This window comes from Mesorhizobium sp. M7A.F.Ca.CA.001.04.2.1, assembly GCF_003998485.1.
GTDB classification, from domain to species: domain Bacteria; phylum Pseudomonadota; class Alphaproteobacteria; order Rhizobiales; family Rhizobiaceae; genus Mesorhizobium; species Mesorhizobium ciceri.
On sequence record NZ_RZQT01000107.1, the window covers coordinates 1 to 19,498 of the forward strand.

Sequence of the window (19,498 nt, forward strand, 5' to 3'; positions counted from 1 at the left end):
GCGCCAGAGGCCACACCGCCGGTGATGAAACCAAGCGAATGCAGCGCTTCAAGCATGAAAGTGAGGATAGGCCTTGCAAGGCCGAGAATGCCGTCGACCTGAACCCGTCCAGCGTGAGTCATATGAACCTGGGAATCTGGAGTGAAGGAAGCCGTCGCCCGGAGGAACCACACCGCCGACGAAGGCTGTGATGATCCTACCCTCGGAATAGATTGTGCGAAGTTCGGAATTCCCAAAGCGGACCGGCTCCGCGGGCGCACAGACCTCGCGGGAGATAGCCGCGCACAACCGCAAGGTCGGAGGCCTGCGACCGGGGCGGACAGATAAGGCGATGTCACCGACTCTGGGCTCGTGCTGAATTGCTTCGATTCGGCGAAGGCCAAGCGGATAGCTCGGTGTCATGTTCAGCCGACACCCACTCCATGCGACGTCGTCGAACCACTGCTGCGCGGCGTGACGCAATGGGTTCCGGAACCAAAACTGCGACCCGATTGCAGGATTGCGACTCGTCGCCAGGCGCATTTGTCCGCGAAAACGTCGCCCGCTTCATCAACATGACACCGGAGACATTCTATGGGGCCGCATCCAGGGAAACGCACTGGCTGTCCTACGAGAGCTACGCCGCGCTCGTCTCGGGCAGAAGTTTGCGACCGACGAGGTTGCAGCGGGCAAAATCGACATCTTCATCAACGTCGACTCAACACACTCGAGAACCATCCGGACCTCGCCCGGGTCATCATTGGCTCACTGATGAATGCCATCTACAATCGCAATGAAGCAGGCCAGTTCGGATCTTGTCGATGAGCTGATTTCCATGAAATTCGTTCAGGAGATGAAATCCACCCAACAGCGCGTTGGCAAGCCTCCGACCCCGCTTGAAGATGAGCCCCCCTCCCCTTCCCGAGATCAGCTGTTCAACGGTGTCCGCGGCAGCCTACGGCGACAGCGACCTCAAGGGCCAAGAGTGACACCATAGAGCCGGGAATGATGGTCTTGGCATCGTTGTTCCCGAGCCGACAAATTCGGTTTCTACCTCAGGCCGGATTTCATCACCAAGCGTCTGCTATCAACGCTCGGGTGGCACCCTCGTCGGTTGCGAACGCTCCCTTGGCGAGCAGATAAAGGAAGTTTCGGGCGCTCGCCCGCACCGCTCAAAACGATGGTGCGCGAACTGCGGTCTCCAGCGATCGGCTTTCAGTCGGGTAACGGTTGACCTCCGCATGCAAACGCACCTGCAGGAGGCACGCTGACCTACCCTATGTCAGCGAATATCGTTTGAGGCCGCTAGAGACGAATTGGGGTCGGTCCGAGCTTTGGACGTTTGCGTCTCGTCATGATGGAGGAGGTCGGCCATTGCTTTTGATGCCTTCGACCAAGCCTCAGCCGGCAAAGCGAGCCCGCCTACCGCCTTGAGCGGGTGGAAGCGCCCTCCCCTCCCCTAAGCCGCTCCGCTGATGGGGCGGTTTTTACTGCCGTAAAGACTGCTCTTTGTGTCAGAAAAACCAGGCGTTTAGCCAGATGAGCGGGAGAGTTCCAGTCGAACGACAACCCGCCATTATCCGACGACAGCAGGAATCGGCCGCAAGGAAGCCCGCTAGTGCTGTTCACCTTCTGTTAACCTAAAACTTCTTGCCGGGCTTTCCGAATCGGAGCTTAATGGCGCTTGTTGAATAATTTCATCGCAAAAAGCGCCAATTCAGGTTTTCGACGAGAATGAATATCGCCATGCGGCTACCGAGCTTCGAGTTCGATGAGAAAATCCTCGAGCAGGGTGCTGAGATATCACGGCGCCTTAACCAGCTTCGGATGGAGAAATTTCCCCCCGATGCGGCGAAGACGCTGCGTTCGTTTTCGATGGCAGAAGTCGCTCACTATCTTGGTGTCTCGCAGAACAATCTGAAGCGCCTTCATCTGGAGGGCAAGGGCCCCCTGCCCGAGCAGATCCCATCGGGACGCCGGTCCTACACTGCCCAGCAGATGCTTGAGCTGCGCCATTTCCTGGACCAGCATGGCAGGACCGAAGTCAAGAAGTATGTCCCGCACCGCAAGTCCGGCGACAAGCTCCAGGTCGTTGCTGTCGTCAACTTCAAGGGGGGCAGTGGCAAGACAACGACTGCCGCCCACCTCGCCCAGCATCTGGCCTTGACCGGCCACCGTGTTCTTGCAATCGATCTCGATCCTCAAGCCTCACTGTCGGCCCTGCATGGCTTCCAGCCGGAACTTGATAACAACCTCTCGCTCTATGAGGCGATTCGTTACGATGACGAACGCCGCTCGATTGCGGACGTAATCCTTCCGACGAATTTTCCAGGTCTCGATATCATCCCCGCCAATCTCGAATTGCAGGAATACGAATACGACACGCCCCTCGCCATGCAGGATAAGACGTCAAATGCCGGGCGCCAGTTCTTCACGCGCATGGCGAAGGCGTTAACGGAGGTCGACGATCGCTATGACGTTGTCGTGGTCGATTGCCCGCCCCAGCTTGGCTACCTGACGTTGACGGCCATGTCGGCGGCGACGTCGGTTCTCATTACAGTTCATCCGCAGATGCTCGACCTGATGTCTATGAGCCAGTTCCTGCTCATGCTCGGCGGCATATTGAAAACCATCAAGGCCGCCGGTGCGGCAATCGAGCTCGATTGGTTTCGATATCTGATCACACGCTACGAGCCGACGGATATCCCGCAGGCGCAGATGGTAGGCTTCATGCAGTCCATGCTTGCCGGCCAGATCCTGGAGAATCCGATGTTGAAGTCGACGGCGATTTCGGACGCGGGTCTCACCAAGCAGACGCTCTACGAGGTGGAGAAGTCGGCCTTTACCCGTTCCACCTACGACCGTGCACTGGAATCCCTCGATGCGGTCAATGCTGAAATCGCGACGCTGATCCATCGTGCGTGGGGACGGTCATGACGGCGAAGTTTACGGCAGTAAAAACTGGAAATTTTGTCTTTGAAATCAAATCGCTAACCGCGATTGGAGGCGGTTAAATGGCACGCAGGGACATTTTCGGCAGTGTGTTGGGCCCTGCGACGGCAGTGGCTGATGCGAAGGACGTATCCGGGTATGCCGTTCGCGGGGCGTCGCGCTCCATCATGCAATCCTTCGAGGAGCTCTCCAAGAGCTCGGTCGTGGATCTCGATCCGGCATTTGTGGACACCTCCTTCGTTTCGGATCGCCTGGACGAAGACGATGAGGCATATCAGGAGTTGCTTGCGGCCATTCGGGAAAGAGGACAAGATTCTCCGATCCTGGTCAGGCCTCATCCTGAGCTCTCCGGTCGCTTTCAGACCGTCTTCGGGCATCGGCGCGTCAAGGTTGCCCGCCAGCTGGGACGGCCAGTACGCGCGGTCGTCAAGAAGATGGGCGATGAGGATCATGTTATTGCCCAGGGCCAAGAGAACGCCGCAAGGGCCAATTTGTCCTTCATCGAAAGGACCCTGTTTGCCGATCGCATTCTCAAGCGCGGCCACACGCCCGACACGGTGAAGTCGGCTTTGGCGCTCGATGACACGACCTTCTCGAAGATGCGTTCTGTTACCAGCAACATTCCAGAGCCAGTCATTGTGGCCATTGGCGCCGCCAAGACTGTTGGTCGGGACCGGTGGTGGCAGCTCGCCAAGCTCATGGAGCATCCGGATAGCGCGGGCAGGGCGGCCGACTATGTGGCAAGTCCAGAGTTCGCCACGTCAGGCAGTGACGCACGATTTGCGCGTCTGTTCGACTTCATGAGCGCGCCGGCAAAACGCGCGCCAGCAGCATCGAAGACACAGGAAAAGGCTTGGGCACCGCACGACAGATCCGTGCGAGCCAAGATCACCGACACAGGAAAAGTGTTTACGCTTGCCCTGAAGGCCAAGGAAGCCTCGCCGTTCGGAGCGTTCATAACCGATCGGCTGGACGAGCTTTTCGAGGCTTTTCGGCAATCGGAAACAGCCAAGAAAACAGGAGACTGAAACCGCAAAAGAAAAAGGCCCCCGAACGTCGCCGTCGCGGAAGCCCTTCTCGTCTGTAGCAAGCTGAGAATCGCACTTCCCCGAATCACTGTCAAGAGTCGTGGCGCCATTTCGGCGAGCAGATTTCTTTTGCCTGATTGAAAGGTGAGGGAAATGGAGAGTGGGTTTGCGACGACGCCCTTCGGGCGGCGGCCGATGACGCTTGCGTTGGTGAAAGCCAACACGGCGTCAAGGCAGATACCTCAGGGGTCTGTCGTCGAGAAATGGCAGGTTTATCGGTGGCTGTGCGAGGGCAAGTCGATTGTCGGCGTCGGCGATCGCGCCCTGGCGGTGCTCAGCGGGCTTTTGACGTTTTATCCAGACGACCAGATCAGCGAGGAAAACGGGTTGATGGTCTTTCCGTCCAACGCTCAGCTATCGCTGCGGGCGCACGGCATGGCCGATTCCACGCTGCGCAGGAACCTGGCGGAACTGGTAAGTTGCGGCCTCATCATCCGCAGGGACAGCGCCAACGGCAAAAGATTTGCCCGCAAAGGGCCGGGCGGGGCTGTGGTGGAGGCCTTCGGCTTCTCCCTGGCCCCGTTGATCACCAGGGCAGCGGAGTTTCAGCAGGCGGCCGACCAGGTTCGAGCCGACGGTCGGGCGCTCAGACTGATGCGGGAGCGCATCACGCTGCACCGCCGCGACATCCATAAGCTGATCGAGGCCGCTGTCGAGGAGGATGTGCCCGGGGACTGGGGAACGCTGTGGAAGCGGTTCCGGGCCATTGTGGACGCAATTCCACGCCGGGCAGGCCTGTCGGAGCTGGAAGGGGTCGTCGCCGAGCTGGTAGAGCTGCACGAAGCGGTCAACAAGATGCTGGAAAGCTTCACAAATGCCAAGAATCCTAGCGGCAATGAGTCCCATAATGAGCGGCAGCAATCTGATTCAAACACAGACTCCGCTTTTGTATTTGAACCGGCTTTCGAAAAAAGCAGGGCGGAGGCCGAGCCAACATCCCACCCCCCCGAGAAGCCGAAAGGCTACCCGATTGGACTGGTGCTGCGGGCCTGTCCCGATATTGCCGACTATGCCGTCAACGGGATCGGAAGCTGGCGCGACTTGATGATGACCGCCGCCCAGGTGCGAGGATACCTTGGCGTGTCGCCTTCAGCCTATGAGGAGGCTTGCCATGTGATGGGCCAGGAAGTTGCCGCGATCGTGATCGCCTGCATTCTGCAAAGAGCGCAGCATATCAACTCGGCTGGCGGTTATCTGCGCGTGCTGACCGAAAAGGCAAAAGCGGGTGAGTTTTCTGTTGGACCTATGCTCATGGCGGCGCTGAAAGCCAATGGCGCGTCAGCACGGATGACCGGATGAGCGGCAAGATATCGCGGGGCAGCGGCGTAAGGATGTGACCGGTGCTGTTGAGGTGGCCTGGCACATTCCCACCTGTCGGCGGGGTTTGCGGCGCGGCCACTGAACGGGTTCGTTCTTGAAAACAGTCTACAAGTGCCATATCTTCTGCACACGAAATATGACTCCCGATATGGTAGGATGAACACCATGGGCCAGGCACTCAAGATAGCCGAGCAGAATGGACCTCTCATCTTGTCCTACATGGACCGGAATGGGAAGATTGCGATTGGGCAGGTCGCGGACGGTTTTGGCATGTCCAAAGGCCAGTTGGCCCAGACTGCAGGTCTTGCACGCGAGACGCTTTATCGGTCAGAGCGTAGCGCCACGGTAAAGACCCAGGGGCGTCTGCGAGAAATGCTCGAGATCATCAGCCGAGTGACGGAATGGGCGGGTGGCAAGGAGCAGGCGATGGCCTGGTATCGGGCTCAGCCGCTTCCGGCATTTGGGGGACGCACCGCTGAGGCGCTGGTGAAGGACGGCAAGGCAGCAGCGGTCCGTGATTATCTCGATCACATGGCCGTTGGCGGGTTTGCGTGAGGTTCGTCGGAACCTGCTACCGCGCACATGATCCACGTTGGGCATTCAAGCCGACTTCCGGCGAAGGAGCGGCGATCCGAGGGGCTCGATTCAATCCCAAAGGCGTGCCGGCGCTCTATCTGGCGCTGACCATCATGACAGCGATCAAGGAAGCCAACCAGGGCTTCGCACAGCGGATCGATCCCTGCGTGTTTTGCTCCTATGAGATCGATTGTGACGACATCGCGGATCTGACAACGGAAGAGCGGAGAGGAGAGTTTTCTGTGACGCTCGAAGAGATGGCCTGTGCCTGGGCGACGGCTCTCAGCAACGGAGAACGTCCAGCGTCCTGGTCCATCTATGAGCGGTTGCAACCCCGAAATGTTGCCGGCATCGTGGTTCCGAGCTTCGCGCCGGGGGCCGAGATGGAGGATCGCAATCTGGTCCTTTGGAACTGGGGCCCCGATCTCCCGCACAAGGTGGCTGTATTCGACCCCAGTGGTCGGCTGCCGAGGGATCAGCTGTCTTGGCGATAGACCGATCCGCCAGGGGAGGGGGCCTACAGTCCACTGGCCCTGGTGAGATTGACGCGAAACCGGTCCCTGCGCCGCTGGTAGCGGCGGGTCATTTCGGCCGACGTATGGCCAAGCTGCTTTTGAACGTAACGCTCGTCGACCTCAGCCGATGAGGCAAGACCGGCGCGCAAGGAATGACCGGAAAATTTCTCTGCACGATCGCCTTCGGACAGGTCGCCACGAACCCCGGCTGCGAGGGCGGTGCGTTTGACCAGCCGCGCCACTTCCTGGTCGTTGAGCCGCTCGGCTGCAACTGCTTTGCCGTTTCCGGTGACGCGTCGAAACAACGGCCCATGGCCGACCCTCGCCAGTTTCAGCCAGGTTTGCACCGCCACAACCGGGCATGTGGCATCGGACGAGCCACGGCCGATCTCGACCTCGCGCCAGCCGGTCTTTCCGCGCAATGCGACGAGAACGCCTTTGTCCAAAACCTCGATCCAGCCGCGGCCGTCCTGGGTTTGGTCCCTGGCAACGTCCAGGCCAACGATTTCAGAACGCCGCAGGCCGCCGGCGAAACCCAACAGGAGCATGGCGCGGTCGCGCAGGCCGCGCAACGTTCCACGGTCAAGGGTCTCGAGCATGGCAATCAGGTCTTCAGTCAGAATGGCTTCCTTTTGCCGGGGAGGGGAGGCGTGGGTGTTGCGAATGCCGGCCAGCACAGTGGCGATATGCCGGTCCTTCCTGTCCAATGGCTGGCCACGCTGAGAAAAATTCCAGGTGATCGAGGAGAGACGTCGCTCGATGGTCGAGACGGCGTTCGGCTTCTTGTCGCCCGTCACCTTACCGGACGCGCAGGCCGTGATGTAAAGGCCAACGACCTGCGGGTCGGGCGGCAACACATCGAGATGCTGGCGGCGCGCCCAGGCGCAAAAATGCTTCCAATCGGCGGCGTAGGCGCGCCGGGTGTTCGCCGAGCTTGCTGCCTCGACGTAATCGCGCGCGCGCTCGGCGAGCCCTTCCAGGTGCGCCGGCAGGGGAGGGGCGTTTTGCGGCTCGCAGGGTGCCTGCGCCATTTCCATGACGATATCGACAATATCAGGCAAGTCGTCAGCTGGAGGCGAGGGAGGGGAGGTGCTGGCGATCGCGGTCGTGCTGTGGGACGGCGCTTTGCTCTCCTCAGGACGATTTTCGCGGCTCAGGTCGACGATAGGGGCCATTCTGCTAGCATGGCTTGTAACGAACGATAATGCAACATTATCATTCGTTGTAGACGCGCGACAAGCGCAGCGCTTTTCGTCCGTTTCTATTGCTAAAAGCGCCGCCATGATTCATCGTGCCCTCCATGATTCTGCGTCCCAGACCTTCTGCACGTTACCACGCCACGCCTGCCGGAACCCCTCCAACCGTGCCAATGGCAGCGGTGCCGACCTGGCTGCGCCGGGCCATCTCGGATGCGCACGGTCATGCGGGAAACGAATTCGAGGACGTCTCGCTCGCCGCGGGCGCTGCCATCGGCGCGCTCGATGCTGTCGTCCGCCGTCAGGAGCGGTGGGCCGGCGCCTTGCGGCAGCGCCTGGCGCTTTCGGCTGCCGTGGCAACGGCCAAGCAGGCTGGCCGCGTCGAGGATGAAAGCGCGCTGCGCGACGCCGTGTTGCTCACCCGGCCCGGCGACAATGTCGGCCCCGCCGGCCGTTTTCTCCTCGCCTGGCGTCGGCTGGCATCTCGGCCAGCAGAGGATCTCCTGACGGAGAAAAATCTCGCGGCGGTGTTGGAGGAGTTTGGCTACGCGCCGGATGATGAGGCGGTCAGCGATCTGGTGGATGATCTTCGACAGCTTTCCGCAGGCATCGGAATGGTCGGCATGCTGACCGGTGCGTTCACGGCCGCCGAACGCCGTGGCTTCGCACGCACCGTTGGAGCTTGGCTCGCCGACGCCCTGCGGGCGCAGCGGCTGGGTTGGGCATACGCCATGCCGCTGCTGGGCGCCGAGGCAGCCTTGGGGACAGGCGCCCGCACGCCTCGACTGGCAGCCAGCTCCGTAGCGACAGGCATTGAGACAGATCCTGATGAGCGTGCGAAAGGCCTGCTGGCCGCGCAGGCGCGCGCCGCGCTGCGCGCCATTGATTTATCCGTCGAGCTCGAGCGCCGCGCGGACCGGCTGCTTGCGGTCGCGCCGAAACTCCGGGCCAAGGCGGCGGACATGGTCGTCGAAAGGCTCCTGTCCGACGACGCGATCGTGGCATCCGAAAAGATCGCCGGCATGAGCGACCGCGGCCTGCGCCGCCTGTTCGACCGGCTGGTCGAACTCGGTGCCGTGCGCGAGCTGTCGGGCCGCCCAACCTTTCGCAGCTACGGGCTGTGACGACCATGGTGGAAGCGGTGCGGAGACGCGGAACGGATCGGCCAGATGACCGTCGATCAGCTGACCAGCTGTTTGACCGGGAGCTGGATCACCTGCCGCCGGAGGCGCGATGGCGCGAATGGAAGAACCGTGTCGAAGCGACCATCTTCGCCGCCAGCGAACCGGTCGGCCGCGAGACGCTCGCGCGGATCGTCGGAAAAAACTGCAGCATCGACCTGCTGATCGACGACATCCGCGAAGAACTGCGCGGTCGACCCTATGACCTCGTCGCCGTCGCTGGTGGCTGGAAGCATCTGACCCGGCCGGCTTATGCAGACGCTATCCGCAGTGCAGTCGGCGGTAACGAGCGCGCGGTGGACCTCACGCAGTCAGAGGTGCTCGTGCTGATGTGCATCGGCTACTTCCAGCCGATCACCCGTGCCGAGTTGTCATCTTTCTTCGGCAAGGAGATCAGTCGTGATTTTATTGGTCATCTGCGCGGTGCCGGTCTGATCGCTTCCGGCCCGCGTAGCCCGACGCCGGGCGCGCCCTACACCTACGTGACGACAAAAGAATTCCTGCTGGAGTTCGGGCTCGACACGCTGCGCGATTTGCCGGATTTCGAGGCACTCGAGGATGCTGGTCTACTGTCGAAGGAGAAGTTGCTGGCGGGCGACATCATGCCCGACTTTTCCGCCGGACGATAGGGTATCGGAGCAGAGGCGGGCGAATAGCCGCGCTGCGTTTGCCTATACCTGATCAATAGATGAATCGCGCGATCTGCCGTGGGATCCGCAGACTCGGCCCAGACCATGTGCTGCTCGTAGTCATTACACATACAAAGCGCTGGACGTGCGCGACCCCGCCAAACGAAGGCTCGTTCGATCATCGCTTATAAGCGAACCGAGGCGTCCAGCTCTCTTCGAGGGCAGCATCCTCGTCTTCCTCTTCGGCGGGATCATCAGGCAAGAGTTCGCTGCTGAGCACCGTTAGAGTGTAGCCATAGTTTCCGAGTCCGATGACTTCTTCATCAAGGGTCAACCGCCTCGGGCAATCGAACCACTCATTGAGGGTTGTCTCTGCATTGGCGCGCCGCGCATGCAGGACATTTGCGGGGCTCTTATTGAAGCGCAATGTCTCGCTGTCGGGCAACGGCATCCCTTTTCGCAGAAAGAAAAGCTTGTCCAGATCCTTGAAGCTGTTCGACATAAATGCGTAGGCGATCTGCTCACCGTGCGAGACGATGACAGCAAGCGGATAAGCGCTGCACTCGGCGGCTCGGATTGCGGCAGCGGTGCCTGAGCATCCGGCTTCATCCGCCAGCTTCAGAATGCCGTCGAGGCCGACCTGATTCTTCGATAGAAATTTCCGTGTCAGCGCCGTCGGCATAAGCAAGCCGCTCGCGAAATGATCGGCTTCAAGCTCGATTGACGAATTCTGCGTGAAGTCTGCGCGGGACATGTGCGCTCCGCCGAGCGCTATGATCTCTTCCGGATGACCGGGTAAGAAATAATGGCCCAACTCATGACCCAAGGAAAAATTTTCGAAACCGGCGTTCCCGTACTCATTCGAGTAGATGATGGTCACCTTGTCGTTCGCAAAAATAATCGCGCCCGATACGCCCTTCACGTCGGCTGGCTTGGCTTGCACCTCAATCTCTTTTTGCCGTGCAATTTCGAACGGCTTTACCGGGAACTGATCGAAACCGAACTCGGCGGCGATTTTTTCGCCGAGCTGTGTTGCCATCTTTAGCCGGAAGCCTGCCAAGGGCGGATCCTACTTCTTGTCGCCGATCATCGTGTCGATGATGTTCTGGATAAAATTGCGGTCCTTTGCGGACAATTTGTCTTCGTCACGGAAGGCGGTTGTGGTCGTCTTGGTGCCGAGCAGATAGTCAGCGGTGACCTTCAAGGCCTTTGCGAGCGCGCGGACGTTATCGAAGGATGGCTTGCGCCTGCCGGCCTCGAAGTGGGCTATGGCCGAAGGCTGCATGCCAGCTTCACGGGCAAGCTCTGATTGGCTCAGTTCTCTTTTCTCACGGATGTCACGCAGGCGGGCGGCGAAGGTGGATGGGATGCTTGACTCTATCATGACAGATCGTATAGACTTCCTTACCTAGATCGTCAGCCCCTAAAGGGACTTTTTTTGGGCTCGGCCTATGACAGAGCGTACAGAATCGTATTACCATTTGCGAATCAGGTCAAGGAAAGAAGGAGAGTAGCATGGCTGGTAAAAATCAGCACGTCGTCCCCCATGACAATGCATGGGCTGTCCGGGGGGCCGGAAACCAACGGGTAACATCCACCCACAGCACCCAGGCGGACGCCGAACGCGCAGCGCGTGAGATCGCAATCAACCAGAAAAGCGAAGTCGTTATCCACCGCCCCAACGGCGAAATTCGCGACGGCAATTCGTACGGGAATGACCCGTATCCGCCGAAGGGATGACAATGCCGACGCTGGATGAGAAAACTTCGGAGCCGATCCGCCGGATATTGTGTATCGACGGTGGCGGTATCATGGGGACTCAACCAGCGTCGTTCCTGGCTACGCTGGAAGAAGATATCGGCCGACCAATCGGCGAGTATTTTGATCTCATTGCCGGCACTTCGACCGGTGGCATTCTGGCAATCGGTCTTGCGTTGGGACTGCCGGCAAAGCGGCTCCTCGATCTCTACGTTCATCGTGGTCCCCATATCTTCGGGCAGGCCGGCGGCTCCATCTGGACCCGCATCGGTGACCTGTTGAGAGAGGTTCGCCACGTCGCCGCGCCAAAGCATGATGCGGAATTGCTGCGCGCCGAGCTAGACGGTGTGCTTGAGGGCAAGCGCATTGGCGATGCCAAGACGCGGCTCTTGGTCCCGGCATGGGATGCCGACCTGCGCAGTGTCTATATCTACAAGACGGCGCATCATCGCCGATTGAAAACGGACTACAAGAAGTCTGCCCTCGATGCGGCGATGGCCACGGCGGCGGCGCCCACGTATTTCAAGCGGCATCGTACTGCAGACGATGTCGGCCTGCTTGACGGCGGCACGTGGTGCAACAACCCGATCGCAATGGCAGTCGTTGAAGCCATCACCTTATTGGGTTGGCCTTCGACCAGCCTGCGGGTTCTCAGCCTTGGCTGTGTGAATGAAGTTTACATGATCGGAGAGGCGCCCGGCTGGGGCGTCCTTGGTTCTGATGTCATCCGTTTGTTTATGGACGGTCAATCCCGCAGTGCCATGGGGATGGCAAAGTTGCTCACGGGTCACGAATATGAGCGCGAGGCGCTGTTTCGATTCTGCCCGGATGTGCCGAAGAAGTTCTTCAAGCTCGATGACACCCGGAAAATTACTCAGTTGAAGGGGATGGGCGCGGCAGCGGCTCGCCGCGACCGGGCGCGCATCGAACCTGTGTTTCTGACGGAACCGGCAGAGCCGTTTGTGCCATGCTACCAACTGAGCGAGGTGATGAAATGAACGAACTTGCCAGAAGCCTCGTGCCGCAGAATGTCTTGCTGCGCAAATCCGAGGTCTATTCGATATTGGACGAGATCTGTCAGGATCTCGAACTGACCACCGCGCAAATGGAGGCCGCCAAAGCGAGCTATGAGGCGGTCGCAGATTGGCTGTCCTCGTCGGACAATGCCATTTTGCAGCACATCGATGTTTACCCACATGGATCGGCGGGGCTTGGCACCTCTGTGAAGCCGCTCGGCCGCGAGGACTTCGATGTTGATGTTATCTGCCTCGTTTTCCGATTTGCGTCGGTGCGCCCACCTGCTGAGTTGAAGAAGATCGTTGGCGACCGGCTCGCGAAAATGCACGCTATGCAGCTATGCTTGAGGAGAAAAAGCGGTGTTGGCGCCTGAACTACGCGCGCGAATTCCACTTGGATGTTTCGCCTACAATTGTGAACCCTGGCTGCAGCAACGGCGGCGAGTTGGTGCCGGACAAAAGCCTGAGTGAATTCAAGCCCACAAACCCGAAAGGATATCGGGCACTGTTCGAGGAACGCGCGTCGATGCAGCCCCGCCTCAAGGTTCGCAAAGCCATCGCATCTGACAGGCAGGCGAACATCGAGCCCTTCCCCGTTCACATGAGGGCCAAGGGCATTTTACGCCGCACGGTTCAGCTGCTGAAGCGCCACCGCGACATCTATTTCTTCGAAATCGAGGCCGACATCGCGCCGATCTCCATCGTCATTACGACGCTAGCGGCGCAAGCCTACGAGTGTTGCGTAAACACATTCACCTTTGACTCCGAACTAGACGTCGTCATCGCAACAATCCGGATGATGCCTCACTTCATCGATCGGCCGTTCGTGAACGGCAAGCTGATGTATGTAGTCGCAAACGAAACGACCGTCGGTGAGAATTTCGCCGAGCGCTGGAACAAGGAGCCGCAAAGAGCCACTGCCTTTTCTGCCTGGCACGCGAAGGCGCTCGCAGACTTTGAGAACCTGGCTGAACTCGAAGGCCTCGACCGCATCACCAAGAAACTCGGCGATTCCTACGGCAAGACCGTTGTGGCGCGCGTCATGGATGCCCGCACGGAACAGGTTTCAGGCGCGCGTGCGTCGCAGAAGCTTTTTGTTACGCCTATGGTCGGTCTTACGTTGACCAACAGCGCCGCGGCGACCGCTGTGCCGAAGAACACGTACTTCGGTGAATGATGAACTGGTCAACCCGTCCTGATCTCACGCCGGCACAGCAGTTCTTGTTCCTGCGAGCGAACCCGATCTGTGCGGGTGACGGCGTGTTGAATGCAAAAGGACTGACCTGGGAATATCTCGTTCGTCCCACGCCCTTAAGTCGGGAGTATCGCGTCCGACTGAGCTACGAGCGAGGCGGATCAGCGAAGGCTGTGGTGCTGGAACCGGACATTCAGCTTCTTGCTGGCGAAAAGAAATTGCCGCACGTCTACCACGATCCACTCCGACTCTGCCTGCACCTGCCCAAAGCGCATGAGTGGGTGGGGTCGATGCGCCTGGACCAGACCTTCATTCCATGGATTGCGACATGGCTATTCTACTTTGAAGAATGGCTGGTTTCTGATGAATGGAAAGGCGGTGGCGAGCACCCCGATCCAGATTCGAGCGAGGTCATCCGCCGGGCCGTTCGCCGGGCAACGCGGTAGCAAGGGGGGGCAAACAAGGCCTCACTTTTCGGTATCGGTGCGCGGTGGCAGGGTACCTGCGCGTGCGTGGCGATGAAGCGCAGCAGCCGGTCGACGGGCTCTCAACCTCATCGGGTCAAGGACGATAGTGGCACAAGGTGTCATCTGACCTTTAGCCACCATCTTCTGGGTGCCCTTCTCGTAAAAGAGTGTTGTCAGATACCTCAAATGCGTTGAACGTGACGGTGTCTATGCGGACGGAGAGCGAGATGGGGCTGATAAACCTAAGTCACCGCGAGAAGCAGGCCATCGGCGCGATTAACAGCAGCGAGCTTCATGACTTGGTTAATCAGGCCATCAGTTCAGAACACCTCGGAAAACTCAGCAGCCTATTGCCAGCTGACGGCCGAGTGCGACCGCGCCAGAGCGAGCTTCTCTCTTTTTGGAAGGCTATGGATCACCATATGGTGATGGTCGCATCGTCAATGAAGCCCGATGCGCTGCTTCTAAAGCCAATAGTTTGCGACGTAAGGCCATACCTGCAGCTGGCGGGTGGGGGTTGCGTCCGCGCCCGACCTCGAGGCAGCAAAGCGGCCGTTTTCAATGAGGGTTTCGCGTCTCACATCGACCTTCGGCACAACCTTACCGTCACCCGAAACCGCTCATCCATCGGCGACAAGGTGAGGGTTTAGGAGATTTTTCTTTGGTGAGCATGTTTGAGTCATTGTCGGTCACGGCTTGTTCTCTGCGCACTTTTCGGACCGGTGCCAATTCAACTGCGGGTGGCCTTAACGCCCGAAGTCACGCCCTTGAAGGGAGACGATGAGGTCACGTTGTCGAGCATAGCGCACATCTTGTTCGGACCGTCAAAATTGAAGCCTAGACATCTCTGATCAGCGGCGCAGGCCAATACGCAGTCGGCATAGCCGCTGCGCACATTCGCGTAAGCGCCCCCAACTACTACCGTGTCCTTGCCGAAAACGAGGCTGGAATACTGGAGATTCGCCTTGATTGCTCCTTTCGCCGCCATCACTGCGTCGGGACTCCTAACCAAAATTGACCCGTTACTCTTCATGAAACAGGCGGCGTGTTTCTTGTCGTAGGTGAGTGCTAAGCAGCGGCGATCTGCTTCGCATTGGGATTGGCACTGTTCAAGTGTGACATTCCAAGCAGGCATACCCGGCAGATCGTTTCCGATCGCGTCCCATCCGTCCTGCCGAACCGACAGTTCTTCGGCCGCGACAGCTGCTTCTTTTCGCTTATTGTCCATGTCGAAATCGCTTGGCGCGAAACTGGCCTCGTCGAGCCAGAGGCAACGGCTGGCGAGTTCTCGCGCCGAATTGTCGTCAAGGCCTACTGATGAGAGTGTCTCGATCGACGACACCGGTGCCTCCGGCTTCGACGTAGGTGAAGGTCTGTTGACAAGACTTACCTGAACCTCGACTCCGGTGTTTGCCAGTTTGCGCGTATAGCACCAAGCCGTGTCCCAAGTTGGAGCTTTCTCACTGTCAAAATGATGACCGGACTCGAGTTGCCAAGTGCTGCCGGCGTAGGTCACTTGGCGATTGGCGAACTTTACGAAATCGAACGTATCTGGATTGGCTGAGTCTGCGGGCGGCGGCGTCGGCTGCTCGATTGGCGGCGACTTCGGCTTGTCGGTCTTTTCCTCCTGGGCGATCGTCTCGCCACCCGGAATTCTGTCTTCTGATTTCTTCGTCTCTCTTGGTAGGTTCTCGTTCGGGTTTGGCGGATCGTTTTGGGCGACCGGCGGCTCCGGCTGGATCACCGTTGGGTCGCGATCAAAGACCAGCCATACACCCACACCAATCCCAATAGCGGCCATTGCGATGGCAGCGCCGCTAGCCATTCGCCGAAATGCATTGGCGCGAGCGATCTTGTCGTGCGCAGCTGCTTCTGCTTGCAGAGTTGGAATGGCCGACCGTTTGATCTGCAGATCGATCGCCTGTTCGAGAAGCTTGGTGTTATGTCGTACGAGCACGTCTACCACCCCGTTTTGCCCTCGTTGCCGGCTGGTCAAGGTCTAATTTCAGTTCACCTTCCAAGTCTTTCTCTAGTTGGTCGTATTGCCCTTTTGCAGAAACCTTCACCACATCGATTACTTCTGGAGGCAGTTCCCGATCCAATGCCCGGCGCAACGCCTCCGGGTCGTCAGTAAGGATAGGCACATAGAGGATCTCTTTGACAACCTTCTCGACTTCGACAGGAACCTCGACGCGCTTTTCTACCTGTCTGTCAAAAGGCACCTGCACGAGTACCTTTCGGACACGGCGCCACCGCCAGCGTAACAGCATTCGGCGCAACAAACGCGAGAGTTTGCTGTCACGCTGAACTTCGGGTTGTGCGCCGATGCGTTGCAGGGCCAGCGCAACCATCGCCGTGATCGGCCCCGCTAGTGCGGCGATGAATGCAAGCGAGGCAAACCAGATCGTCGATACCGTGCCGGCCTGAGCGTCCGTAACGTCTTCTGGCTTCTGCCCGTACCAGCGAGCTGCCAGCCTACGAATCTGATCGTTGCGAGCGACCGGGAGGCGCTCTGTTTCCAGGCGGCTGAGTTCCGTCGCGATGGCCTCTTGCCGCTGCTGGTTCTTGGCGAGCGTTTCCGACTTGCGAGTTGCGACTTCCTGAGCGGCCGCTAGCGCGGTACGTGCCTCGTCAAGCTTACGGTCCCAATCGGCCGCGGTGCCATCATAGAGCTTCTCCAGATCGTTTCGCCTAGCCTCAAGGCGTTGTTTGTCTTGGAGGGTCATCGGAGGACTATCTTGTCGCAGCCTCTCATATTCGGTGCGGGCTGCGGCGACTGCGGGCTCCAATTCGGCCAATTTCGGCGCGAATTCAGCCTCTTTTTTGAGCCGCGGATTAGTTAGTTTGTTCAGCCCTTCTTCGTTGCGCTGCACTGATGCAAGGTCGCCCGTTTCGCGCGCGCTCTTTACGCGATCAACGTAGCTATCCCGCTGTCGCTCGAACTGCTCCACGGCGTCCTTGATCTCTCGATCGCGCCGTTCCACCAGCGCGCTTAGCGCTGCTTGTTTCTCCTCGAGAAGTTCTTTGGCTCGCGCAGCCGCAGGTGAAAGGGTGGTTGCGGCCTGCAGCTCTTCGTCAACCTCAGTTATCCGGGCACGCAATTTGTCGCGCTCGGTGTCAGCCAATCCACTGAGCTGCTCCAGATCGCTCCGGCCTTTGCCTCGTCGTCACTGTTTCGCAAACTTTCGGCTGCCGCCTTGAGATTCTCGAGCTCTTGCTGGAGTGTTTTGGTTTGGTTGGCGAAGTTGGCATACTGCACCTCCCGCATTGTGCTGGCGCGCTCCAATCCGAGTAGAACTGTCTCAAAAGTGATGCCGGCCAACACGAGTAGAAACGCCAGGATAACAGGTTTCCAAATCCACGAGGCGCCGAACAGAAGTGTGGCGATTGGGATTTTCGTCAGCTCGGCAATCGCGATCATAAAGAAGGGGGCACTCGCAAGGACAAGGTCCATTGAGTCCGCCGCCTCATTGGCAACAAAGCCGCGGTAACTCAGAGCGACGCCGGTTGCTAGACCGATGATTGCCGCAACGATTTCAAGTGCCCACGCACCCCGATACGTCCACTGGCCATAGCTCGCCAGCTTCTGGCTCATTGCCGTGTACATATAAAATTCCCCACCCTTACCCAAACCCATCTTGACATGCGACGCTCGGGTTTGCAGCAAAATTTACGGCTAGAAACAGCGTAACTTGGAACACGGTGAATAACCGTCCGGCCGGCAACAAAGTTGTTGCGTCTGCTAGACGGATTTATTTCGGGGGCGCCTTGTCTCGGACAGCGCTTCGTTACTCCATCCAGCTGCTCAAACGGACACGCCTAGTCCTCAGCCTGGGCTGCCGGCTCTGCGGACGCGTGTTTTGACTGTTCGAAGCTGATGCCAAACGTGGCAACGCGGATGCGGCAGCCACTTCCGGCTCACAGGCACCGACGGTTCTGCCGAACTCCGCCTCGAGGTCGCGCCAAGTCGATTCCGGCCAGCGGTCGGCACCGATGATCAGGCGGCGGCACGGGCATAGACCCGGCAGTCGAGGGCTTCGTTGCGTTCGCGAAGCTTCTGCCATTCCAGACGCGAAAAGCCCCGCCTGGTGCGCGAGTGGTGCAAGCAGTTCGTCGTGAGCAGTTGGTCACGGTGCGTTCGCGTCTCGAACTGGCCAAAACAGGACCTTCCGTACGCCGAACCCTGATGTGGGCTTCGAGGCGCATTTCAGACATTCAGTCCACAACTGACAGCCTGCAAAAAATTGGAGTGATAGCTACCGCGACGCGGCCCTTTAGGGCACATGGATCTCAGGCATCGGCCTTTTAGGCGCAGTATAAGAAATTCAAAGACTTGCGTGGAAATGTTTGGCATCGTGCGGATTCTATTTTCGAAGTAGCTAATAAATCAGTTGACATCAGGGTACCGCAGTCGCAACCTGAAATTTAGGGGAAATGCGAGCGGGAGAATAATAACGACGGGGTTTCAGGCGCTTAGTAGCCTGATTAAGCTGGCAGAATTTTCGTGCTCGAGCATCTGTAACTTGGCAAACGATAGTGTTGCCGAGTTGCTGGGAGTAGCCGACGTGGCAGCGTTCACGTTCACGGATTTGTTGTTGCCCGCGTTGTCTAGCAGCGCGAGTGTCGGTTGCGCGGGCCCTTCGACGACGGTCTTCCTATGCTCTTCGCGCGCTACGGTGCCAGAGGTGTCTGGCCAAAGTCAGATCGCGTCATGCGCGGCGCGAAGATGGCCCTGTTTGGGGGCGGCGCTTCTCGCTCGCCATGAAAAACAACGCTCAGCTTCCAATCATACCGTTCGAGTGCCTAGCCGGGGGCTGGTGGCATGACCTTTCGCTATCGGAACGCGAACTTTCGAAACAGTTGCTCGGCATCTGCGCTTTCAGCAGCGATCGGATATCTCACTAAGTCCAAGAAAGAAAAGCGGCAGCGAAATCGGCGCGAATACGAAACACGAGCCGTTCATTTCGAGGCGCTTGAACCACGACTGCTCTTGTCCGCTGACTTCATGCCGGTTCACGGGTCGATAGACGTACCTGGAGAAACAGATCAATTCACCTTTAACATTTCTGAAGACACGAGGATCTATTTCGACGCGCTGACGAGTGACGGGCACTTAGCCTGGAGTCTCACGGGTCCGCATGGAACCGAAGTCCCAGGGATCGCCATCACCAATTCGGATGGCCAAAGCGGGGCGGCAACTTCGGCTCTCGATCTGGTTGCCGGCGATTACACGCTCAGTGTCACGGGTGCGGCGGATGCAACCGGTTCCTACAGCTTCCGGCTGCTTGATGTTGCTACGGCGACGCCGATCACCTCGGGCACGCCGGTGTCGGGGACGCTGCCGAGCGGCACGGAGACGGCGCTCTACCGCTTCGATTCGCAGGCCGGCGAGAAGTTCTTCTTCGACCAGCAGAGCAATACCGGCGTCACGGTCTCTTGGCGCCTCATCGATCCGTTCGGCCGAACGGTCTGGTCGAACTGGTTCCAGAATGGAGACATCGACGTCCAGACGCTAGCCTTCAGCGGCAGCTACACGCTGGCGATCGAAGGCTATGTATCCAACGCGAGTCCGGTGGATTTCAGCTTTGCGGTTCAGAAGGTCGAGGACACGACGGCCGCACTGACG

At 58.9% G+C, this 19,498-nt stretch carries 21 protein-coding genes and 1 pseudogene; 15 read left to right on the forward strand and 7 right to left on the reverse strand.

Annotation, left to right across the window (positions count from 1 at the left end; all coding sequences use genetic code 11):
- Positions 1–488: 488 nt before the first annotated feature.
- From EN955_RS35560 to EN955_RS25915, 6 genes and pseudogenes are all read left to right on the forward strand, one after another.
- Positions 489–774 (forward strand): annotated as a pseudogene (locus tag EN955_RS35560) (type IV secretory system conjugative DNA transfer family protein); the annotation flags it as partial.
- 939 nt (positions 775–1,713) lie between these two features.
- Positions 1,714–2,916, forward strand: a complete 1,203-nt coding sequence (gene repA / locus EN955_RS25895) for a plasmid partitioning protein RepA (RefSeq protein WP_013525328.1) — start codon at positions 1,714–1,716, stop codon at positions 2,914–2,916.
- 77 nt (positions 2,917–2,993) lie between these two features.
- Positions 2,994–3,959: a plasmid partitioning protein RepB gene (gene repB, locus EN955_RS25900; RefSeq protein ID WP_013525329.1), complete on the forward strand. Its 966-nt coding sequence runs from the start codon at positions 2,994–2,996 to the stop codon at positions 3,957–3,959.
- Between the two features lie 153 nt (positions 3,960–4,112).
- Positions 4,113–5,318, forward strand: coding sequence for a plasmid replication protein RepC (gene repC / locus EN955_RS25905; RefSeq protein ID WP_013525330.1), 1,206 nt, complete (start codon positions 4,113–4,115; stop codon positions 5,316–5,318).
- Positions 5,319–5,504: 186 nt separating this feature from the next.
- Entirely contained in the window at positions 5,505–5,894 is a 390-nt protein-coding gene (locus EN955_RS25910) for an MbcA/ParS/Xre antitoxin family protein (protein ID WP_013525331.1), read from the forward strand.
- On the forward strand, positions 5,891–6,409 hold the full coding sequence (locus EN955_RS25915) for an RES family NAD+ phosphorylase (protein ID WP_024504464.1): 519 nt from the start codon (positions 5,891–5,893) through the stop codon (positions 6,407–6,409). Before EN955_RS25910 ends, EN955_RS25915 begins: the two co-directional genes overlap by 4 nt.
- Positions 6,410–6,432: 23 nt before the next feature.
- Here EN955_RS25915 and EN955_RS25920 read toward each other — a convergent pair whose 3' ends face one another.
- Complete coding sequence (locus tag EN955_RS25920) at positions 6,433–7,605, reverse strand: site-specific integrase (protein ID WP_013525333.1); 1,173 nt, start codon at positions 7,603–7,605, stop codon at positions 6,433–6,435.
- 194 nt (positions 7,606–7,799) lie between these two features.
- On the opposite strand from EN955_RS25920, the gene EN955_RS25925 reads away from it, so the two are divergent.
- Complete coding sequence (locus EN955_RS25925) at positions 7,800–8,750, forward strand: DUF1403 family protein (protein WP_081714359.1); 951 nt, start codon at positions 7,800–7,802, stop codon at positions 8,748–8,750.
- 5 nt (positions 8,751–8,755) lie between these two features.
- Positions 8,756–9,436, forward strand: coding sequence for an SMC-Scp complex subunit ScpB (locus EN955_RS25930; RefSeq protein WP_032899450.1), 681 nt, complete (start codon positions 8,756–8,758; stop codon positions 9,434–9,436).
- 178 nt (positions 9,437–9,614) lie between these two features.
- On the opposite strand, the gene EN955_RS25935 is transcribed toward EN955_RS25930, so the two are convergent.
- Positions 9,615–10,496: an ImmA/IrrE family metallo-endopeptidase gene (locus EN955_RS25935; RefSeq protein WP_024504462.1), complete on the reverse strand. Its 882-nt coding sequence runs from the start codon at positions 10,494–10,496 to the stop codon at positions 9,615–9,617.
- A gap of 9 nt (positions 10,497–10,505) precedes the next feature.
- Complete coding sequence (locus EN955_RS25940) at positions 10,506–10,820, reverse strand: helix-turn-helix transcriptional regulator (RefSeq protein ID WP_024504461.1); 315 nt, start codon at positions 10,818–10,820, stop codon at positions 10,506–10,508.
- Between the two features lie 131 nt (positions 10,821–10,951).
- Here EN955_RS25940 and EN955_RS25945 point away from each other — a divergent pair, with 131 nt between their 5' ends.
- The 6 genes from EN955_RS25945 (at position 10,952) to EN955_RS25965 (ending at position 14,522) form a co-directional block, all read left to right on the forward strand.
- On the forward strand, positions 10,952–11,176 hold the full coding sequence (locus EN955_RS25945) for a DUF2188 domain-containing protein (RefSeq protein ID WP_024504460.1): 225 nt from the start codon (positions 10,952–10,954) through the stop codon (positions 11,174–11,176).
- A 2-nt stretch (positions 11,177–11,178) separates the two neighbouring features.
- Positions 11,179–12,192, forward strand: coding sequence for a CBASS cGAMP-activated phospholipase (locus EN955_RS25950; protein WP_127218993.1), 1,014 nt, complete (start codon positions 11,179–11,181; stop codon positions 12,190–12,192).
- Positions 12,189–12,584 (forward strand): hypothetical protein, encoded by a 396-nt coding sequence (locus tag EN955_RS35565; protein WP_245265368.1) that lies wholly within the window; start codon positions 12,189–12,191, stop codon positions 12,582–12,584. Before EN955_RS25950 ends, EN955_RS35565 begins: the two co-directional genes overlap by 4 nt.
- Positions 12,551–13,387: a nucleotidyltransferase gene (locus tag EN955_RS25955; RefSeq protein WP_206521663.1), complete on the forward strand. Its 837-nt coding sequence runs from the start codon at positions 12,551–12,553 to the stop codon at positions 13,385–13,387. Before EN955_RS35565 ends, EN955_RS25955 begins: the two co-directional genes overlap by 34 nt.
- Complete coding sequence (locus tag EN955_RS25960; RefSeq protein WP_024504458.1) at positions 13,387–13,851, forward strand: hypothetical protein; 465 nt, start codon at positions 13,387–13,389, stop codon at positions 13,849–13,851. Before EN955_RS25955 ends, EN955_RS25960 begins: the two co-directional genes overlap by 1 nt.
- Positions 13,852–14,099: 248 nt before the next feature.
- Positions 14,100–14,522, forward strand: coding sequence for a hypothetical protein (locus EN955_RS25965; RefSeq protein WP_024504457.1), 423 nt, complete (start codon positions 14,100–14,102; stop codon positions 14,520–14,522).
- Between the two features lie 80 nt (positions 14,523–14,602).
- Here the strand turns inward: EN955_RS25965 and EN955_RS25970 are convergent, their stop codons facing one another.
- From EN955_RS25970 to EN955_RS35570, 4 genes are all read right to left on the reverse strand, one after another.
- Complete coding sequence (locus EN955_RS25970; RefSeq protein ID WP_155924967.1) at positions 14,603–15,829, reverse strand: PAN domain-containing protein; 1,227 nt, start codon at positions 15,827–15,829, stop codon at positions 14,603–14,605.
- The gene (locus tag EN955_RS25975; RefSeq protein WP_127219300.1) at positions 15,813–16,997 is read right to left on the reverse strand and encodes a hypothetical protein; all 1,185 of its coding nucleotides are present in this window, start codon (positions 16,995–16,997) and stop codon (positions 15,813–15,815) included. Before EN955_RS25975 ends, EN955_RS25970 begins: the two co-directional genes overlap by 17 nt.
- On the reverse strand, positions 16,958–17,479 hold the full coding sequence (locus EN955_RS25980; protein ID WP_127219299.1) for a hypothetical protein: 522 nt from the start codon (positions 17,477–17,479) through the stop codon (positions 16,958–16,960). The genes EN955_RS25975 and EN955_RS25980 overlap by 40 nt, the downstream gene beginning before the upstream one ends.
- 390 nt (positions 17,480–17,869) lie before the next feature.
- On the reverse strand, positions 17,870–17,977 hold the full coding sequence (locus tag EN955_RS35570) for a terminase gpA endonuclease subunit (protein WP_245265367.1): 108 nt from the start codon (positions 17,975–17,977) through the stop codon (positions 17,870–17,872).
- A gap of 717 nt (positions 17,978–18,694) precedes the next feature.
- Between EN955_RS35570 and EN955_RS25990 the strand changes: the two genes are divergently transcribed.
- Positions 18,695–19,498: LEPR-XLL domain-containing protein (locus EN955_RS25990; RefSeq protein ID WP_127223478.1), on the forward strand; the 804-nt coding region annotated here is incomplete at its 3' end.